Source organism: Sphingomonas endophytica, from assembly GCF_014199415.1.
In the GTDB taxonomy this organism is placed as follows: domain Bacteria; phylum Pseudomonadota; class Alphaproteobacteria; order Sphingomonadales; family Sphingomonadaceae; genus Sphingomonas; species Sphingomonas endophytica.
In genome coordinates this window covers 162,430-177,266 of sequence record NZ_JACIJN010000003.1, presented here as the reverse complement: position 1 = coordinate 177,266, position 14,837 = coordinate 162,430, and the positions used below count along the sequence as shown (strand labels likewise).

Sequence of the window (14,837 nt, the reverse complement as noted above, 5' to 3'; positions counted from 1 at the left end):
GCGTCTCCGGAACGATCGTGGGTCAGGCGACCGGCTGCGCGCCGATCCAGGTGCTGGCGGGGTACAGGTTGCGGGTCAGGATCGCCCAGTCGGCGCGCTGCCCGACCGCGAGCGTCCCGCGCTCGTCGGACAGGCCGAGGAACGCTGCCGGGCTGGTCGCCGCCAGCCCCGCCGCCGCTTCCGGGGTCAGCCCGAGCCGCGTCACCGCGCCGCGCACCGCGCCCGCCATGTCGAGATCCGATCCGGCGAGCGTGCCGTCGGCGCCGACGCAGCGGCCGCCCTCGACGTGGATCGGCTTGCCCTGAAGGACGAAATTCTTGGTCTCGGCGCCGACACACGGCATCGCATCGGTCACCAGCATGAAGCGGTCGGCCGGACGCGCGCGAAGCGCGATCCGCAGCGCGGCGTCGTCGACATGGAAGCCGTCGACGATGATCCCGCACCATGCGCTGTCATCGTCGAGCGCCGCGCCGACCACGCCGGGCGCGCGGTGGTTCAGCGGCGACATCGCATTGTAGAGGTGCGTCACCCCGCTCGCGCCCGCCGCGAAGGCGGCGGTGGCGGTGGCATAGTCGGCGTCGGTATGGCCGAGGCAGACGCGCACGCCTGCGGCGACCAGCGCCGCGATCTGGTCGGTCGAGACGCATTCGGGCGCCAGTGTCACCATCACCCGCCCGCGGCGCGGCGCGGTGAGCAGCGCGAGCATCTCGTCATCGAGCGCGCGGAACCGCGCCGGGTCGTGGATGCCCTTGCGCGCGACGTTGATGACCGGTCCCTCGACGTGGATGCCGATCACCCCCGGCACATGCGCGTCGATCGCGGCATCGACCGCGTCGAGCCCGCGCGCGATCGCGTCGGGGGTGTCGCTGATCAGCGTCGGCATCGTGGCGGTGGTGCCGTAGCGGGCGTGGGCCATGGCGATCGCGGCAAGTCCCTCGACGGTCGGCGTGTCGTTGAACAGCACTCCGCCGCCGCCATTGACCTGCGTGTCGATGAAGCCGGGCATCACCCAGCCGCCGTCGAGATCGGTCGCGCCGGCATCCGCTTCAGCGTCGATCGCGGTAATGATCTGGTTCTCGACCCTGATCGTCGCGGCGGACAGCGTGCCGCCCGGCGTGACGATATGACCGTTGGTGAAGCTGTGCCGCGTCATAGCGTGCGGGTGACCTTGCTCAGGTGGCGGGGCGCGTCGGGATCGAGCCCGCGCGCGACCGACAGATCGTTGGCCATGCGATAGAAGCTCTGGATCGTCAGGATCGGCTCGATCGCGGGATGGTCGGCGAGCGCGGGCGGGTGGCTCCCGCCGTCGGCGCGCGCATCGGCGAGCGCGACCCGCGCGCCGCGCGCCGCGAACTCCGCCGCCGCCTCGCGCACGCCGTCGCCGGCGTTATCGGAGGTGGCGAAGGCGAGCACCGGGAAGCCTTCGCCCACGATCGCCATCGGCCCGTGCCGCACCTCGGCGGCGCTGAACCCCTCGGCATGCAGCGCGCAGGTTTCCTTGAGCTTGAGCGCAGCCTCCTGCGCCACGCCGAAGCCGAGCCCGCGGCCGATCACGAACAGGTTGTTGGCGTCGACCAGCAGATCGACCACCTCGCTCCAGTCAAGCGCCCATGCGGCGGCGAGCCGGTCGGGGAGCGTATCGACCGCAGCACGCAGTCGCTCATCGCCCGACCATTCGGCGACCAGCAGCGCCAGCGCGGCGAGCGCGGTGATGTAGGATTTGGTCGCCGCGACCGACTTCTCCGGCCCGGCCATCAGCGGCACGACCGTGTCGGCGGCCTCGGCGAGCGGCGAGGTGGCGTCGTTGACGAGCGCGACGACCCGCGCGCCCGCCGCTTTTTGCGCGGCGACGGTGGCGAGCAGGTCGGGGCTGCGCCCGCTTTGCGAGATCGCGATGCACAAAGGCGCGGCCGGGGTCTTCACCACCGATTCGTAGACCGATGCCACTGAGGGTGCCGCGGACGCGACCGGCACGCCGACGAACGTCTCGATCAGATATTTGCCATAGGTCGCGGCATGGTCCGACGAGCCGCGCGCGCAGGTGACCACCACAGCCGGCGGCGTCGCGCGCAGGTCACGGGCCAGCTCACGCAGCGTGTCGCGATTGGTGGCGAGCGTCCGCGCAACCGCGGCGGCGGATTCGGCCGCCTCGGCGAACATCAACGTCTGATCGGCGTCGGGCATGTGGTGGCGCTTCCCTCGCGAACGGTGCGGACCCGGTGTGCCGCTTTCCTGTACGATCCGGGTTAAGTCATACATTGGTATTGTTCAAGTCTCTGTCGAGCGCAGCATGGTCGTAAGTGCCGCAACGGTGGCGACATCGGTGTGTTTGGCGACGGGCGGGCTGAACCCGAAGCGCGACAGCAGCGCGTCCTGCCCGGCGACCGCCACCCGGCAGGAGGCGTGGACCTCCGTCACCCCGGTGGCGAGGAGCGCGGGTAGGGTCGCGGCCGACACGCCGCTGCCGGCAAGGATCACGATCCGCCCCGCGGCGCGTCCCACCAGCGTGGTCAGCATCGGCAGCGCATCGGCCGCCTGCGGCTGCCCGCCCGAGGTGAGGATGCGATCGAAGCCGAGCGCAATCGCCGTCTCCAGCGCGGCGGGCAGGTCGGGCGCCAGATCGAAGGCGCGGTGCAGCGTCAGCGACAGCGCGCGCCCGCGCGCCGCGCCGAGATCGCGGGCCAGCGCGATCCACGCCGCGAGCGTCTCGACGTCGAGGCGATGATCGGGCAGGCTCGCGCCGATCACCACCCCGCCGAGGCCGGCCTCGGCGGCGGTGCGGATGTCGTCGGCGACCAGCGCACGCTCGGTGGCGTCATGGACGAACCCGCCGGCGCGCGGTCGCGCGAGCAGATGGACCGGCAGCGGCGCCTGCGCCGCGGCGCGCACCAGCGAGGCGGGCGGGGTGAGTCCGCCGACGTCGAGCGCCGCACACAATTCGATCCGGTCCGCGCCCCCGGCGACCGCTGCGGCGATCCCGCGCGCGTCCTCGACGCAGACCTCGAGCAGCCGGCGGGTCATGCCGCGAACAGCGACGGTGCCTTGTGGACGACGGTGCGCCCGGCGGCATCGGTGACGGCATAGGTAAAGCCGGGCAACAGGCAGAACGCGCCGACATTGCCGCGCGGATCGAGCGCGAGGAACCCGACCTGCACGCCCTTGATCGCGTCGCCGCGCAGTCTGGCGATGTGGCGCACCACTTCCTCGCACGCGCGCTGCGGCGACAGACCGGCGCGCAGCGACGCCACCACCCGCGCGCTGCCCGAGACGCGCGTCACTTCCTCGCCAACCCCGGTCGAGGTCGCGCCGCCGACGCCGCGCTCGACGTACAGCCCCGCGCCGACCTGCGGCGAATCGCCGACGCGCCCGCGCATCTTGAACGCCATCCCAGAAGTGGTGCACGCTCCCGCCATCCGGCCGCCCATGTCGCGCGCGAGCAGGCCGATCGTGTCGTGATCGAGCGCGCCGCCCGGCGTCACGTGCCGCTGCGTGCCATAGGTGCCGGTCTCGCTGTTGGCGACCGGCTGGTATTGAGCCGTCTTCAGCCACGCGCGCCACGCCTGTTCGGCCTCGGGCGTCAGCAAATTCTCCTGCGGAAAGCCCTGATCGCGCGCGAAGCGCGTCGCGCCCTCGCCGACCAGCAACGTGTGCGGCGTCTTCTCCATGACGCGCCGCGCGACCGAGATCGCGTGCGTGGTATTCTCCAGCGCGGCGACCGCGCCGACCGCGCCGGCATCGTCCATGATGACCGCGTCTAGCGTGACATGGCCATCGCGATCGGGGTAGCCGCTATAGCCGACCGAATGGTTGTTCGGATCGGCTTCCGGAACCTTTGCGCCGGCCTCGACCGCATCGAGCAGCGTCCCGCCTGCCTTCATGGTCGCAAAGGCGACGTCGTTGGCCGCCGCACCGAAGTCCCAGGTCGAGACGATCAGCGCCGCGCCCGCGCGGGCCGCTGCTGCGGCTGGAGCGGCCGCGCCCAGCGCTGCCAGTCCGGTCATCACCGATCGCCTGTCCGTCATCCGGTCCCGCCCTCCTGCTTCGTATCATCGCCTACCATGCACGTCTGATCGCGGGTCGCAACGCCAACCTGCATTGGTCATATGTGTGGTTCTATTCAGGTATTGACCCAGCTTGCGCCATCCTGCAACCAACAGGAAGAATTAATCATGCAAAATTAATTACATATTCGGGAGCGGTCGATGGGTTTCCTCAGTCATAGCGTATCGGTGACGGCCTTGGCGGGAGCGATGCTGCTCGCCGCACCGGCGGTGGCGCAACAGGCCGCGCCGGGGGACAGCGATGCCGCCACGCAGCGCGCCGCCGCGATCGCCAGCGAGCCGGTCGAGACCCCCGCCGCGACCGGCGAAGTGGTGGTGACCGGGTCGCGCATTCAGCGTCCGAACGTCGCCAGCGCCGCGCCGATCACCTCGGTGACCGCGCAGGACATTCGCGCGCAGGCGCCGCTCAACGTCGAGGAAGTGCTCAACCGGCTTCCGCAGGTCGCGCCCGACAGCCAGCAGAACTACCAGGACTCCGACGGCCGCCAGCGGATCAAGCTGCGCAGCCTCGGCTTCGAGCGGACGCTGGTGCTGATCGACGGCAAGCGGCTCGGCACGCAGAACGGGCAGGACACCGGGATCATCCCGCCGTCACTGCTCGAGCGCGTCGACGTGCTGACCGGCGGTGCGTCGTCGGTCTATGGCTCGGACGCGGTGGCAGGCGTCGTTAACTTCATCCTGCGCCCCAGCTTCGACGGCATCCGTCTCGACGCGAACTACAGTTTCTACAATCACCAGAACAAGGGCACGACGGCGGGCGACGCCGCACGCGGTGCGGGGGTCACCCCGGTGCGCGGGCTGACCAACGACGGCGGACGCAGCGACCTGACGCTGACCGCCGGCAAGAAGCTGTTCGACGACAAGCTCAGCCTGATGGGCTTCGTCAATTACCGCCAGGCGAACTTCGTGCCGTACAACGCCCGCTCGACCTCGGCGTGCGAGGTGCAGCAGCCGGTCGCCGACGGTCCGCTGTCGTGCACCACCACCACCTATGCCCCCGGCGGCTATGTGCGCCCGGCGGTGACCGGCGGGCCTGAATATATCAACAACCCCGACGGCACGCGCAGCTTCGTCCCGTTCGGGCAGAGCAATGCGGCGTTCGACCGCCGCGGCTATCCGCTCCAGCGCGACATGGAGCGCGTCAATGCCGGCGGCTTCGCGACGCTGACGCTCGCGCCCGAGGCGGAGCTGTACGGCTCGGCGATCTGGTTCAAGGACACGTCGTACAACCGTTATCCGACGCGCGTGCTCAACAGCGGCACCTATGGCTCGGCACCGTATCAGGTGAATTGCGACAACCCGTTCCTGTCGGGGTCGCAGGCGGCGGCGCTGTGCGGCGCGGCGACCGGTACCTCGGCGCTGGCGCCGATCGACGTCGGTTATCGCTTCGACAATCTGCCCTACACGTTCGACGAATATGTCAATCGCGGCATCCGCGCGACCGCCGGGATCCGCGGCAAGGTCGGCACGGCCTGGACCTATGATGTCGGCGGCGTGTTCGCGCGCAACCAGCAGGACGTGGCGTTCGGCGACATTCCCGACGTGACGCGCGTCAACAATTCGCTGAACGTCGTCAACGTCAACGGCACCCCGACCTGCGCGTCGGTGGTCAATGGCACCGACCCGAACTGCATCCCGTTCGACGCGTTCAGCGCCGGGAACGACGGATCGGTGATGAGCTATCTGCTGGCCGGCAACCGCGCGCGCACGCGCGGCGTCGGCACGCTGTGGGACGTCACCGCCAACATGACCGGCGACCTCGGCGACTATGGCGTTACCTCGCCGTTCGCCAACGACGGCGTCGCGATCGCGCTCGGCGCGGAATATCGCAAGGACAGCTATCGCTCGACCGCCAACGGTGCCTATCGCGCGCTCTATTCGGGCACCGATTTCGACGCCTCGCAGGACGTGTGGGAGTCGAACATCGAGGTGCAGGCGCCGCTGGTGCAGGAGAAGCCGTTCGCGCACCTGTTGCAGGCCAATGGCGGCTATCGCGTCTCCAAATACAGCAGCAGCCCCGACACCTTCTCGACCTGGAAGCTGGAAGGACTGTGGGCGCCGGTGCGCGATCTGACGCTGCGCGCGAGCTTCAACAAGGCGCAGCGCGCGCCGACCGTGATCGAGATCCGTCAGGCCACCAACATCGGCTTCAGCCGGCAGGGCGGGGCGCGCGGCGATTTCTGCGCACCGACCCGCAACGCCGATGGCTCGCTGGGCGCGCCGGTCGCGTCGCTCGACGTGTGCCGCGCCACCGGCCTGTCCGACGCCTTGTACGGCACCCCGACGCTACTCTGCCCGGACAATTCGTGCACGATCCGCTCCGGCGGGTTCAACGCCGATCCGGAAACCGCCTATACCCAGACCTATGGTTTCGTGGCGCGGCCGCGCTTCGTGCCGGGGCTGACCTTCTCGGTCGATTACTACCGGATCAAGATCGACAATTCGCTCGGCTATAACGACGACAATTATTATCTCGACGGCTGCCTGCGCTCGGGCGGCGACCCGTTCTTCTGCTCGGGGATCGTCCGCGACGCCAGCGGCACGCTCTATGCCGCGGCGGGGAGCAATCCGACCAGCGGCTTCATCCGCGCGGGCACGACCAATTATTATCGCTCGATCGCGCGCGGGCTCGACTTCCAGGCGCAATATACGCTGGATGCCGGCGGGGCCGGGCGGTTCGACTGGGGGTTCACCGGATCGCTGACGACCTTTGCGGGCGGGCAGGATTCGCCGATCCAGCCGGAGCGCAATTGCGCGGGCTATTACGGGAACGGCTGCGGGCAGCTGATCCCGAAATGGTCGCACGGGCTGCGTACCACCTGGACCAGCGTCGACAAGGCGTTCAACGCCTCGCTCAACTGGCGCCATGTCGGGTCGCTGACCAACGCCAACAATTCGGGCGACGCGGCGATCGGCGGGACGCCCGATCGTGAGCAGGCGACCTATTACCGGATCGGCGCGCAGGATTATTTCGATCTGGCGTTGACCTTCAACGTCACGCAGCAGGTCGCGCTGCGGCTGATCGCGAACAACCTGCTCGATCGCGTCGCGCCGTTCGTGCCCAATTCGTACAACATCAGCCTGGCGCGCAACAACACGATCCCGCAGCGTTACGATCCGCTCGGCCGCCAGATCGTCGTCGGGGCGACCGTCAACTTCTGAGGACAGCAAAAAGGCCGCGGGTGATCCCCGCGGCCTCCTGCTTCGTTCGCGTCGTCACCGGGCAGCGCCCGCGATGACCGGCGACGGCAGCTTCTACCTCTGTGGCGCGCGACGGGCGAGAACCACGACCATCGCCAGCGTGCACAGGGCCCCGACCGCACCGACGCCGATGACCAGGATGCTAGGTACGTCCATTATCCTCTCCCTGCCGCATCGTGGCGGCTTTTCGTTTTGTGCGTGAGAGAGTGAACGCAAGCCGGCGTCGCTGCAACCGTTAACTCAATCCTGTATCATTATAGCGGCGCGCGGCTATTCGAGGTCGCTTTCGCTGACGACGATCGGCTGCGCATCGGCGTTGCGCGCCAGCGCCGACAGCGCCGCGTCGACGATCGTGTCGGAGAAGCGGTTGAACATGTCGATCGCGTCGCCGTCGGGCGCGTCGCCGCTGAGCGCCTCCAGCACATCATACTGGACGGCAAACTCATATTCGTCGCCATCGGCCTCGCCGCTGAACTCCACCTGTCGCTCGTCGATGTTGTCGAGCAGCGTGCCCATGTCGATCTCAAGCCGGTCGATCGCCATTCATTCGTCCTTTCGATGTGGTCAGGACCGAAAAACCGCAACGGCGGCGATGTTCCAAGTGGTCGGCACGATCCGCTTAACCATACTGGCGCGTGCCACGCACGTCCGGTCGCAGCACGGATGGTCGGGGACGCGGTGATGGATCAGCGATGGCGGTTCAGGGGAGACGGGCGTAGCGACCATAGATCGCTGATGTCAGAGGGAGAAAGTTTCATGCGTCATCGTTCGATCATGCTCGCGGCGTGCGGCATGTTGATGCTGGGGGCCTGCGCGAAGAAGGCGCCGCCGGCCCCGCCGCCGCCCCCGCCGCCGGGTGCGGTCGCCGGCAGCCATGCCGCGGACCGTGACGGCGACGGGATCGTCGACGGCTATTACACGTCCGACGGCATCTACCACCCCTATGCGCCGCCGGCCCCGCCGCCGCCGCCGGCCCCGACGCGCCGCGGGGAACGGGGCTGACCATCCGGTCGACGGGAGGGCGGCGGTGCCGTTCTCCCCTTGCCGGTCTCGCGATCGTGCTGGCGGTCGCCGCCGCCGCGGCGCCGACGCTGGCGGCTGCCCCGCGTACCGCAAAGGCCAAGGCGGTCTCGGGCAAGGCCGTAAAGCCGAAGACGGCGAAAGCCGGTGTGAAAAAGTCGGTCCCTGCCAAAGCCGCCAGGTCCGCCGCCGACATCGCGCGCGACCGCGCCGTCGCCGCCGCGATCCGCGCTGCGGCGGGCGGCTGGATGGCACGCGTCTATGCGCAGCGCAATTACGCGCCCTTATGGGCGAGCGGCGGACGGATCGGCCCGGCCGCCGACACGCTGATCGGCTATCTCGGCGACGCCGACCTCGATAACCTCAAACGCTCGTCCTATGATGTCGGCAAGCTGCGCGAGCGGATCGACGCGGCGCGCGGCGGCGATCCGGCGCGGGTCGCGGCGGCGGAACTGGCGCTGTCGGCGACGTTCGTCGACTATGTGCGCGACCAGCGCAAGCCGCGCGACGTCGGGATGAAATGGGCCGACCCCGCGCTCAAGCCCAAGCGCCCCAAGCCCGAAGCGGTGCTGCGCGCGGCGACCTTCCCCAAGTCCTTTCCCTCCTATGTCAAGGACATGGGCTGGATGAGCCCGCGCTATCTCGAGCTGCGCCAGGTGTCGGCGCAGGCCCGCACCAACGGCATCACCCCCGCGGCGCTGACGCGGCTGCGGCGCAACCTCGATCGCGCACGCCTGCTACCCGGTCCGTGGACGCGGCATGTCGAGGTCGACGCCTCGTCGGGGCGCCTCTGGTTCTACGAAGCCGGCGCGGCCAAGGGGACGATGCGCGTCGTGGTCGGCACGCGCGAGACGCAGACGCCGATGCTCGCCGGGACGCTGCAATGGGCGATCCTGAACCCGTATTGGAACGTCCCTGACTATCTGGTGCGCAAGAACATCGCCACCAAGGTGCTCGCCGGGCGCACGCTGGCGTCGCTCCATATGGAGGCGCTGAGCGACTGGACCGCCGGCGCGCGCCCGATCGCGGCCAGCGCGATCGACTGGCCGGCGGTGGCCGCGGGCAAGCGCGAGCTGCGGCTGCGCGAATTGCCTGGACCCGCCAATTCGATGGGCAAGGTCAAGTTCCTGTTCCCGAACGACGAGGGCATCTATCTTCACGACACGCCCAATCGCGCGCTGCTGAAGAAGGACGATCGCCATTTCAGCAACGGCTGCATCCGGCTGGAGGATGCGCCGCGGCTGGCGCGCTGGCTGATGGGCAAGCCGCTCAACCCGGGGAAGAAGCCCGAACAGGCGGTGCCGCTCACCGCGCCGACGCCGGTTTATCTGACTTATCTGACCGCGACCGGCGGCGGCGCGGGCGGGCTCAGCTTCCGCGACGACGTCTACGGCCGCGACGGGTAACGAAGACGGATCAGCGCCCCGCCGCCGGATCGAGCGCCGGCACGCGCCGTGCGGCTTCGGCGGGGTCGATCCCCGGCCGCGGCGCGGCGGGGAGGCGTTCGTCGCCGCGGATCGCCCGACCGGCGCGCTGGATCGCCTCCACCAGCCGCGGATAGATGCCGCAGCGGCAGATGTTGGTGATCCCGGCGCGGATCGCCTCGTCCGACGGCATTGGATCGCGCTTCAGCAGCGCGGCCGCCATCATGGTGATGCCGGGAATGCAATAGCCGCATTGTGGCACGTTCCCGGCGATCAGCGCGAGTTGCACTGGATGCGCGCGCTCGCGCGACAGCCCCTCGATCGTCGTGACGAACGTGCCCTCGACGTCGCGCAGCGCCACCTGGCACGATCGCACCGCCTTGCCGTCGATGTCGACGGTGCAGGCGCCGCAGCTGCCGGTGCCGCATCCATATTTGGTGCCGGTCAGGTTGGAGGCGTCGCGCAGCGCCCACAGCAGCGGCGTGTCCGGCGCCATCCGATATTCGACGGCCTCGTTGTTGACGGTCAGGCGGGTCATCGCGCAGCGTTATCCCCGCAGCGGCGGCGCAACAAGCGGCACGCGCGACGACGGCGCCGCCCGCCAGCCGCCGGATCAGCCGTCGCGACGATAGGCGTGATGAATGTTGCTGATCCAGCCCGCGCTCACCTTCGGGCCGGTCGCGCCGCGATCGCGCGGCTTGCGCGCTTCGGCGAGATCGATCGCACCCCGCGTGAAGTGCAGCCCGGCGAGCGTCGGCGACGTCCACATCACCTCGGCAGGCAGCGCGGCCAAAGACCCCATCGTCACGTCCAGCAGGTCGCCCTTGGTCAACTCGCCCGGATTGTCGATACACGCGCCGGTGACCGACAGATTGCGCACCCGCGCCTCCACCGACCGGTCGCGATGGTCGATGCGGGCATAGAGGATGACGCTGCTGCGCGGTTCGCGGGGAGGAGAGTCGGACATCGGACGGCTCGCTTAATACGCTCATGGCAAACAAGCGGTTAAAGCAATGGTTCTGCCACAGATGCTTGATCCTGTTTTAATCGCTTGATCTGCGTAAGAACGGTTGCCAGCCGCTGCGGCATTGCCATAGTGGCAACGGATGGATCCGCAACCAGCGTCGGATGACGCGCTTCTTCTGGCGGTAAGTGCGCTGACGCCCTGCGATCGGGAGCCGATCCACCTTTCCGGCGCGGTGCAGCCGCACGGCATCATGCTGGTCGCCGATCCACGCACCCTGCGCGTCGTCGCCGGGGCGGGCGATATCGAGGCGGTGCTCGGGCTGGACTGGTATGACGCCGATCTGTCGACGCTGTTGCAGCAGGACATTGCCGCGCTCACCGCGGCCGCGCCGGGGCCGGGCGGCACGGTATTGGGCACGCCCGTTGCCGCGCACGACGTTGCGCTGCATCGCGCCGGCGCGTGGCTGATCGCCGAGCTGGAGCCCGCCGAGGCCCAGCCCGGCAGCGTTGCGGTCACGCTGTCGTGGCTCGATGCGATCGGCGCAAGTTTCGAACGCGCGGGCACACTGCGGATGCTCAGCGAGCGCGCGGTGACGGCGTTCCGCGCGCTGACCGGCTTCGACCGGGTGATGATCTACCGCTTCCTCGACGATGACGCAGGCTGCGTGATCGCGGAGGATCGCGACCCGGCGCTGGGATCGTTCCTCAACCATCACTTTCCGGCCAGCGACATCCCGCGGCAGGCGCGCGCGCTGTACGTCCGCAACCGCACGCGCGTGATCCCCGATGCCAGCTATGCCCCTGCGCCGCTGCGCCCGGCGGGGTTCGAGCAGGTCGATCTCAGCGACGTCGCGATCCGCAGCGTCTCGCCGGTGCATGTCGAATATCTGCGCAATATGGGGGTGCAGGCGTCGGCGTCGATCTCGATCGTCAAGGACGGGCTGCTGTGGGGGCTGGTCGCCTGCCACAACATGACTCCGCGGCTCATGCCGCGCAGCGTGCGCGCCGCCGCCGCCGCGATGGCCAGCGCGCTGGCGCGGCAGATCCTCGCCAAGGAAGAGGCCGAGACCTATCGCGTCCGGCTCGCGCTGCGCAGCGAGGAGGATGCGCTGCGCCCGCTGTTGCAGAACAGCGATCCGTTCCGCGTGCTTGCGGAGCGCGGCGACGAACTGCGCCGGATGCTCGATGCCGACGGGCTGGTGCTGGTCCGCGACCGCATTGTCACCGCCAGCGGCGTCGCGCCGGGCGATGTCGAGGTGCTCGACCTGCTGCGCTGGGCGGCGCTGCGCGAGGATGGCCCGGTGTTCGCGACCCGCGAGCTGGCGACCGACTGGCCCGATGCCGACGCATTCGGTCCGATCACGGGCGTGCTGGCGCTGCGCATCGACGATCGTCACACGCTGATGTGGCTGCGCGTCGAGCAGATCGAGGAGATCGAATGGGCGGGTAATCCGCACAAGGCGGTGCCGCACGATCCCGACGCGACGCTCCACCCGCGCGCCTCGTTCGAATCGTGGCATGAGACGGTCCGTGGGCGCGCCCGGCGCTGGACGCTGGAGCAGGTCGAGGGCGCCAGCCGGCTTCGCCGCCTGCTGCGCGAGGCGCGCGCCTCGAACGAGCTGCGCCGGCTCAACCAGGAGCTGGAGCGCACCGGTGCTGAGAAGGACGCGCTGCTCGCGCAGAAGGACCTGCTGATGCGCGAGGTCGATCACCGTGTGCAGAACAGCCTGCAGCTCGTCTCGTCGTTCCTCGCGATCCAGGCGCGCGACGCCGGGCCGGGGATGGTCGCCGACCAGCTGCGCGAGGCACGCTCGCGGCTCTCGGCGGTGGCGCTGGTCCACCGGCGGCTGTACCGCGAGGACCAGATCGAGACGATCGATCTCAGCCGCTATCTCGGCGAACTGATCGAGGATCTGAAGGCGTCGCTGGGCGAGGAATGGTCGCGGCACATGCTGCTGTCGATCGCGCCGGTGCTGATCCCGACCGATCGCGCGGTGAACGTCGGGCTGATCGCCGCCGAGCTGGTCATCAACGCGACCAAATATGCCTATCCCGGCCGGTCGGGCGGGCCGATCGAGATCACGCTGGAGCAATATCGCAACCGGCTGCGGCTGATCGTCGCCGATCAGGGCGTCGGCAAGCAGGGCGACGGCGAAGGCTTCGGGAGCCGGATGATGCGTGCGGTGATCCAGCGCATCGACGGGCAGATGGACTATCTGGACAACGAGCCCGGGCTGCGCGCGGTGCTGACCGCGCCGATCGAGCCGGCTTAACTCAAGTGTTGATCAAAACGGCTGTGGCCAGAGCAGCCGTCATTGCGAGCGTAGCGAAGCAATCCAGGGCGTTCTGATCCGGCTCTGGATGGCTTCGCTGCGCTCGCGCTGACGGATTACGTCAGGCTGGCGGGTTCACCGCCGCCGCCTCGGCATAAAGCGCGAAGGTCGCCAGCGCGCCCGCGATCATCCGCGCCGTCCAGTCGCTGTCCTCACCCGCCGCGGCGGCGTCCAGCGCGGCGCGGATCGCGCGCCACTGGCCGGACGCATGGACCGCGCCGAGATACCGCCACGGCAAGTCGGGCGGCACCTGTCGCGAGAGCATCGCCCCTCCCAGCCGCGAGCCTTCGACGACGTAGAGCACGCCCCACAGCGTCGCCGCATCGTCGCCGGGCGCGAAGGGCAGGGGAGCGGGCGCCGTGACACCCAGCTCCTCAAGATCCGCCGCCAGCAACGGCGCGCGCGTCGGCAGCGTCCGCGCGAACGGCAACGCCGCCATCACGCGCTCCGCCGCCGGCAGCGCGCGACCATGCGCGAGCAGGAAGCGCCCGTACGCTTCCGGTGATGCGAGATCGTGCGCGCCGAATGCGGCGTCGACCGCCTCGTGCGCCGCGCCGGTCGCGTCGCGCAGCATCGTCATCGCGGACATCGGCGTCAGTCCAGCCCGCGCTCCAGAAAGCGCTCGGCCACCGCGCAATGCATCGCGACCCCGGTGGCGAGCACATTCTCCTCGATCGTCATCCGCGTGTTGTGGAGCGGCGGGTTGGTGCGCCAGTCGCTGCCCGGTGCGGCGACCCCGACGAACGCCATCGCGCCCGGCACCTCGCGCAGCACGTAGCTGAAATCCTCGCCGCCCATCATCGGCGCGGGCATCGCCGTCCAGCCCGCGCCACCCGGCACCTCCGAGGACAGCTCGCGCAGCAGCCGCGTCGCACGCGCGTCGTTGACGGTCACCGGATAGCCCTCGTCGATCGTCGTCTCCGCGACGCAGCCATGCGCGGCGGCGATCCCCTGCGCGATCTGGTGGAACGCCGCGCGCATCGCGGTGCGCGTCGCTTCCGACAGCGTGCGCAGCGTTCCCATCAGCTGCACCTCCTCGGGGATGATGTTGTGCGACGAGCCGGCATGGATCTGCGTCATCGTCAGCACCGCCGGATCGGCGACGGGCACGCGACGCGCGACATGCTGTTGCAGCGCGGTGACGAACGCGCAGGCGACCGGGATCGGGTCGATCGCCTCGTGTGGCATCGCGGCATGGCCGCCCTTGCCGCGGATCGTCGCCAGCACCGTGTCGGTCGAGGCGAGCATCGCGCCCTCGCGGCCGACGAACATGCCGGCCGGCGCATTGGGGAGGATGTGCAGCGCGAACGCCGCCTCGGGCCGCGCGACGTCGAGCAGGCCGTCGGCGATCATGTGCCGCGCGCCGTGGTGGCCTTCCTCGCCGGGCTGGAACATGAAGACGATCGTCCCCGCCAGTTCGTCGCGGCGCGCGCTCAGCGCCTTGGCCGCACCGACCAGCATCGCGGTATGCGCGTCATGCCCACAGGCGTGCATCTTGCCGGGGACGGTCGAGGCGAACGGCAGCCCCGTCTCCTCGCTCATCGGCAGCGCGTCCATGTCGCCGCGCAGCAGCACCGTACGCCCGTTCGACCCCGCGCCGCCGCTCCGCCCGCCGCGCAGGATCGCGACGAAGCCGGTGGTGCTGGTGCTGTCGTGGATCTCGAGCGGCAGCCCGGCGAGCGCCGCCTTCGCCTTGGCGGTGGTCAGCGGGCAGTGCAGCCCGACCTCGGGCTCGGCATGGATCGCCCGCCGCAGCGCGATGACGTCCGCCAGTTCGGCGGCGCCGATCGCGGTCCAGTCGGTTCGGGTGGCGAGCGTGCTGGTCATGACGG

13 protein-coding genes are annotated in these 14,837 nt (G+C 69.6%); 4 read left to right on the top strand and 9 right to left on the bottom strand.

Annotation, left to right across the window (positions count from 1 at the left end; all coding sequences use genetic code 11):
- Positions 1–22: 22 nt before the first annotated feature.
- The 4 genes from nagA to FHS97_RS06090 all read right to left on the bottom strand — a co-directional run bounded on the left by nagA (position 23) and on the right by FHS97_RS06090 (position 4,001).
- The gene (nagA, locus tag FHS97_RS06105) at positions 23–1,153 is read right to left on the bottom strand and encodes an N-acetylglucosamine-6-phosphate deacetylase (RefSeq protein ID WP_184034603.1); all 1,131 of its coding nucleotides are present in this window, start codon (positions 1,151–1,153) and stop codon (positions 23–25) included.
- Entirely contained in the window at positions 1,150–2,184 is a 1,035-nt protein-coding gene (locus FHS97_RS06100) for an SIS domain-containing protein (protein ID WP_184034600.1), read from the bottom strand. The genes nagA and FHS97_RS06100 overlap by 4 nt, the downstream gene beginning before the upstream one ends.
- Positions 2,185–2,268: 84 nt before the next feature.
- Positions 2,269–3,021: a copper homeostasis protein CutC gene (locus FHS97_RS06095; protein WP_184034597.1), complete on the bottom strand. Its 753-nt coding sequence runs from the start codon at positions 3,019–3,021 to the stop codon at positions 2,269–2,271.
- Positions 3,018–4,001 carry a glycosylasparaginase gene (locus tag FHS97_RS06090; RefSeq protein WP_425506287.1) on the bottom strand — a complete coding sequence of 328 codons (984 nt, stop codon included), beginning with the start codon at positions 3,999–4,001 and terminating at the stop codon, positions 3,018–3,020. Before FHS97_RS06090 ends, FHS97_RS06095 begins: the two co-directional genes overlap by 4 nt.
- Before the next feature lie 201 nt (positions 4,002–4,202).
- Here FHS97_RS06090 and FHS97_RS06085 point away from each other — a divergent pair, with 201 nt between their 5' ends.
- Complete coding sequence (locus FHS97_RS06085) at positions 4,203–7,223, top strand: TonB-dependent receptor domain-containing protein (RefSeq protein WP_184034591.1); 3,021 nt, start codon at positions 4,203–4,205, stop codon at positions 7,221–7,223.
- 309 nt (positions 7,224–7,532) lie between these two features.
- Here FHS97_RS06085 and FHS97_RS06080 read toward each other — a convergent pair whose 3' ends face one another.
- Positions 7,533–7,805, bottom strand: coding sequence for a DUF1488 family protein (locus FHS97_RS06080; RefSeq protein WP_184034588.1), 273 nt, complete (start codon positions 7,803–7,805; stop codon positions 7,533–7,535).
- Positions 7,806–8,018: 213 nt separating this feature from the next.
- Here FHS97_RS06080 and FHS97_RS06075 point away from each other — a divergent pair, with 213 nt between their 5' ends.
- Positions 8,019–8,264, top strand: coding sequence for a hypothetical protein (locus FHS97_RS06075; RefSeq protein WP_184034584.1), 246 nt, complete (start codon positions 8,019–8,021; stop codon positions 8,262–8,264).
- Between the two features lie 56 nt (positions 8,265–8,320).
- Positions 8,321–9,688: a L,D-transpeptidase family protein gene (locus FHS97_RS06070; RefSeq protein WP_343053385.1), complete on the top strand. Its 1,368-nt coding sequence runs from the start codon at positions 8,321–8,323 to the stop codon at positions 9,686–9,688.
- Between the two features lie 10 nt (positions 9,689–9,698).
- Here the strand turns inward: FHS97_RS06070 and FHS97_RS06065 are convergent, their stop codons facing one another.
- Together FHS97_RS06065 and FHS97_RS06060 are read right to left on the bottom strand one after the other, a co-directional pair.
- Positions 9,699–10,244 (bottom strand): (2Fe-2S)-binding protein, encoded by a 546-nt coding sequence (locus FHS97_RS06065; RefSeq protein WP_184034581.1) that lies wholly within the window; start codon positions 10,242–10,244, stop codon positions 9,699–9,701.
- Positions 10,245–10,319: 75 nt separating this feature from the next.
- Positions 10,320–10,673, bottom strand: a complete 354-nt coding sequence (locus tag FHS97_RS06060) for a PilZ domain-containing protein (protein WP_184034577.1) — start codon at positions 10,671–10,673, stop codon at positions 10,320–10,322.
- A gap of 139 nt (positions 10,674–10,812) precedes the next feature.
- Between FHS97_RS06060 and FHS97_RS06055 the strand changes: the two genes are divergently transcribed.
- A complete protein-coding gene (locus FHS97_RS06055; protein ID WP_184034574.1) occupies positions 10,813–12,945 on the top strand; it encodes a histidine kinase dimerization/phosphoacceptor domain -containing protein in 2,133 nt (710 codons plus the stop codon).
- Between the two features lie 121 nt (positions 12,946–13,066).
- On the opposite strand, the gene FHS97_RS06050 is transcribed toward FHS97_RS06055, so the two are convergent.
- Complete coding sequence (locus FHS97_RS06050; RefSeq protein ID WP_184034571.1) at positions 13,067–13,594, bottom strand: biliverdin-producing heme oxygenase; 528 nt, start codon at positions 13,592–13,594, stop codon at positions 13,067–13,069.
- 5 nt (positions 13,595–13,599) lie between these two features.
- Positions 13,600–14,832, bottom strand: a complete 1,233-nt coding sequence (locus FHS97_RS06045) for a M20 metallopeptidase family protein (protein ID WP_184034568.1) — start codon at positions 14,830–14,832, stop codon at positions 13,600–13,602.
- Between the last annotated feature and the right edge of the window lie 5 nt (positions 14,833–14,837).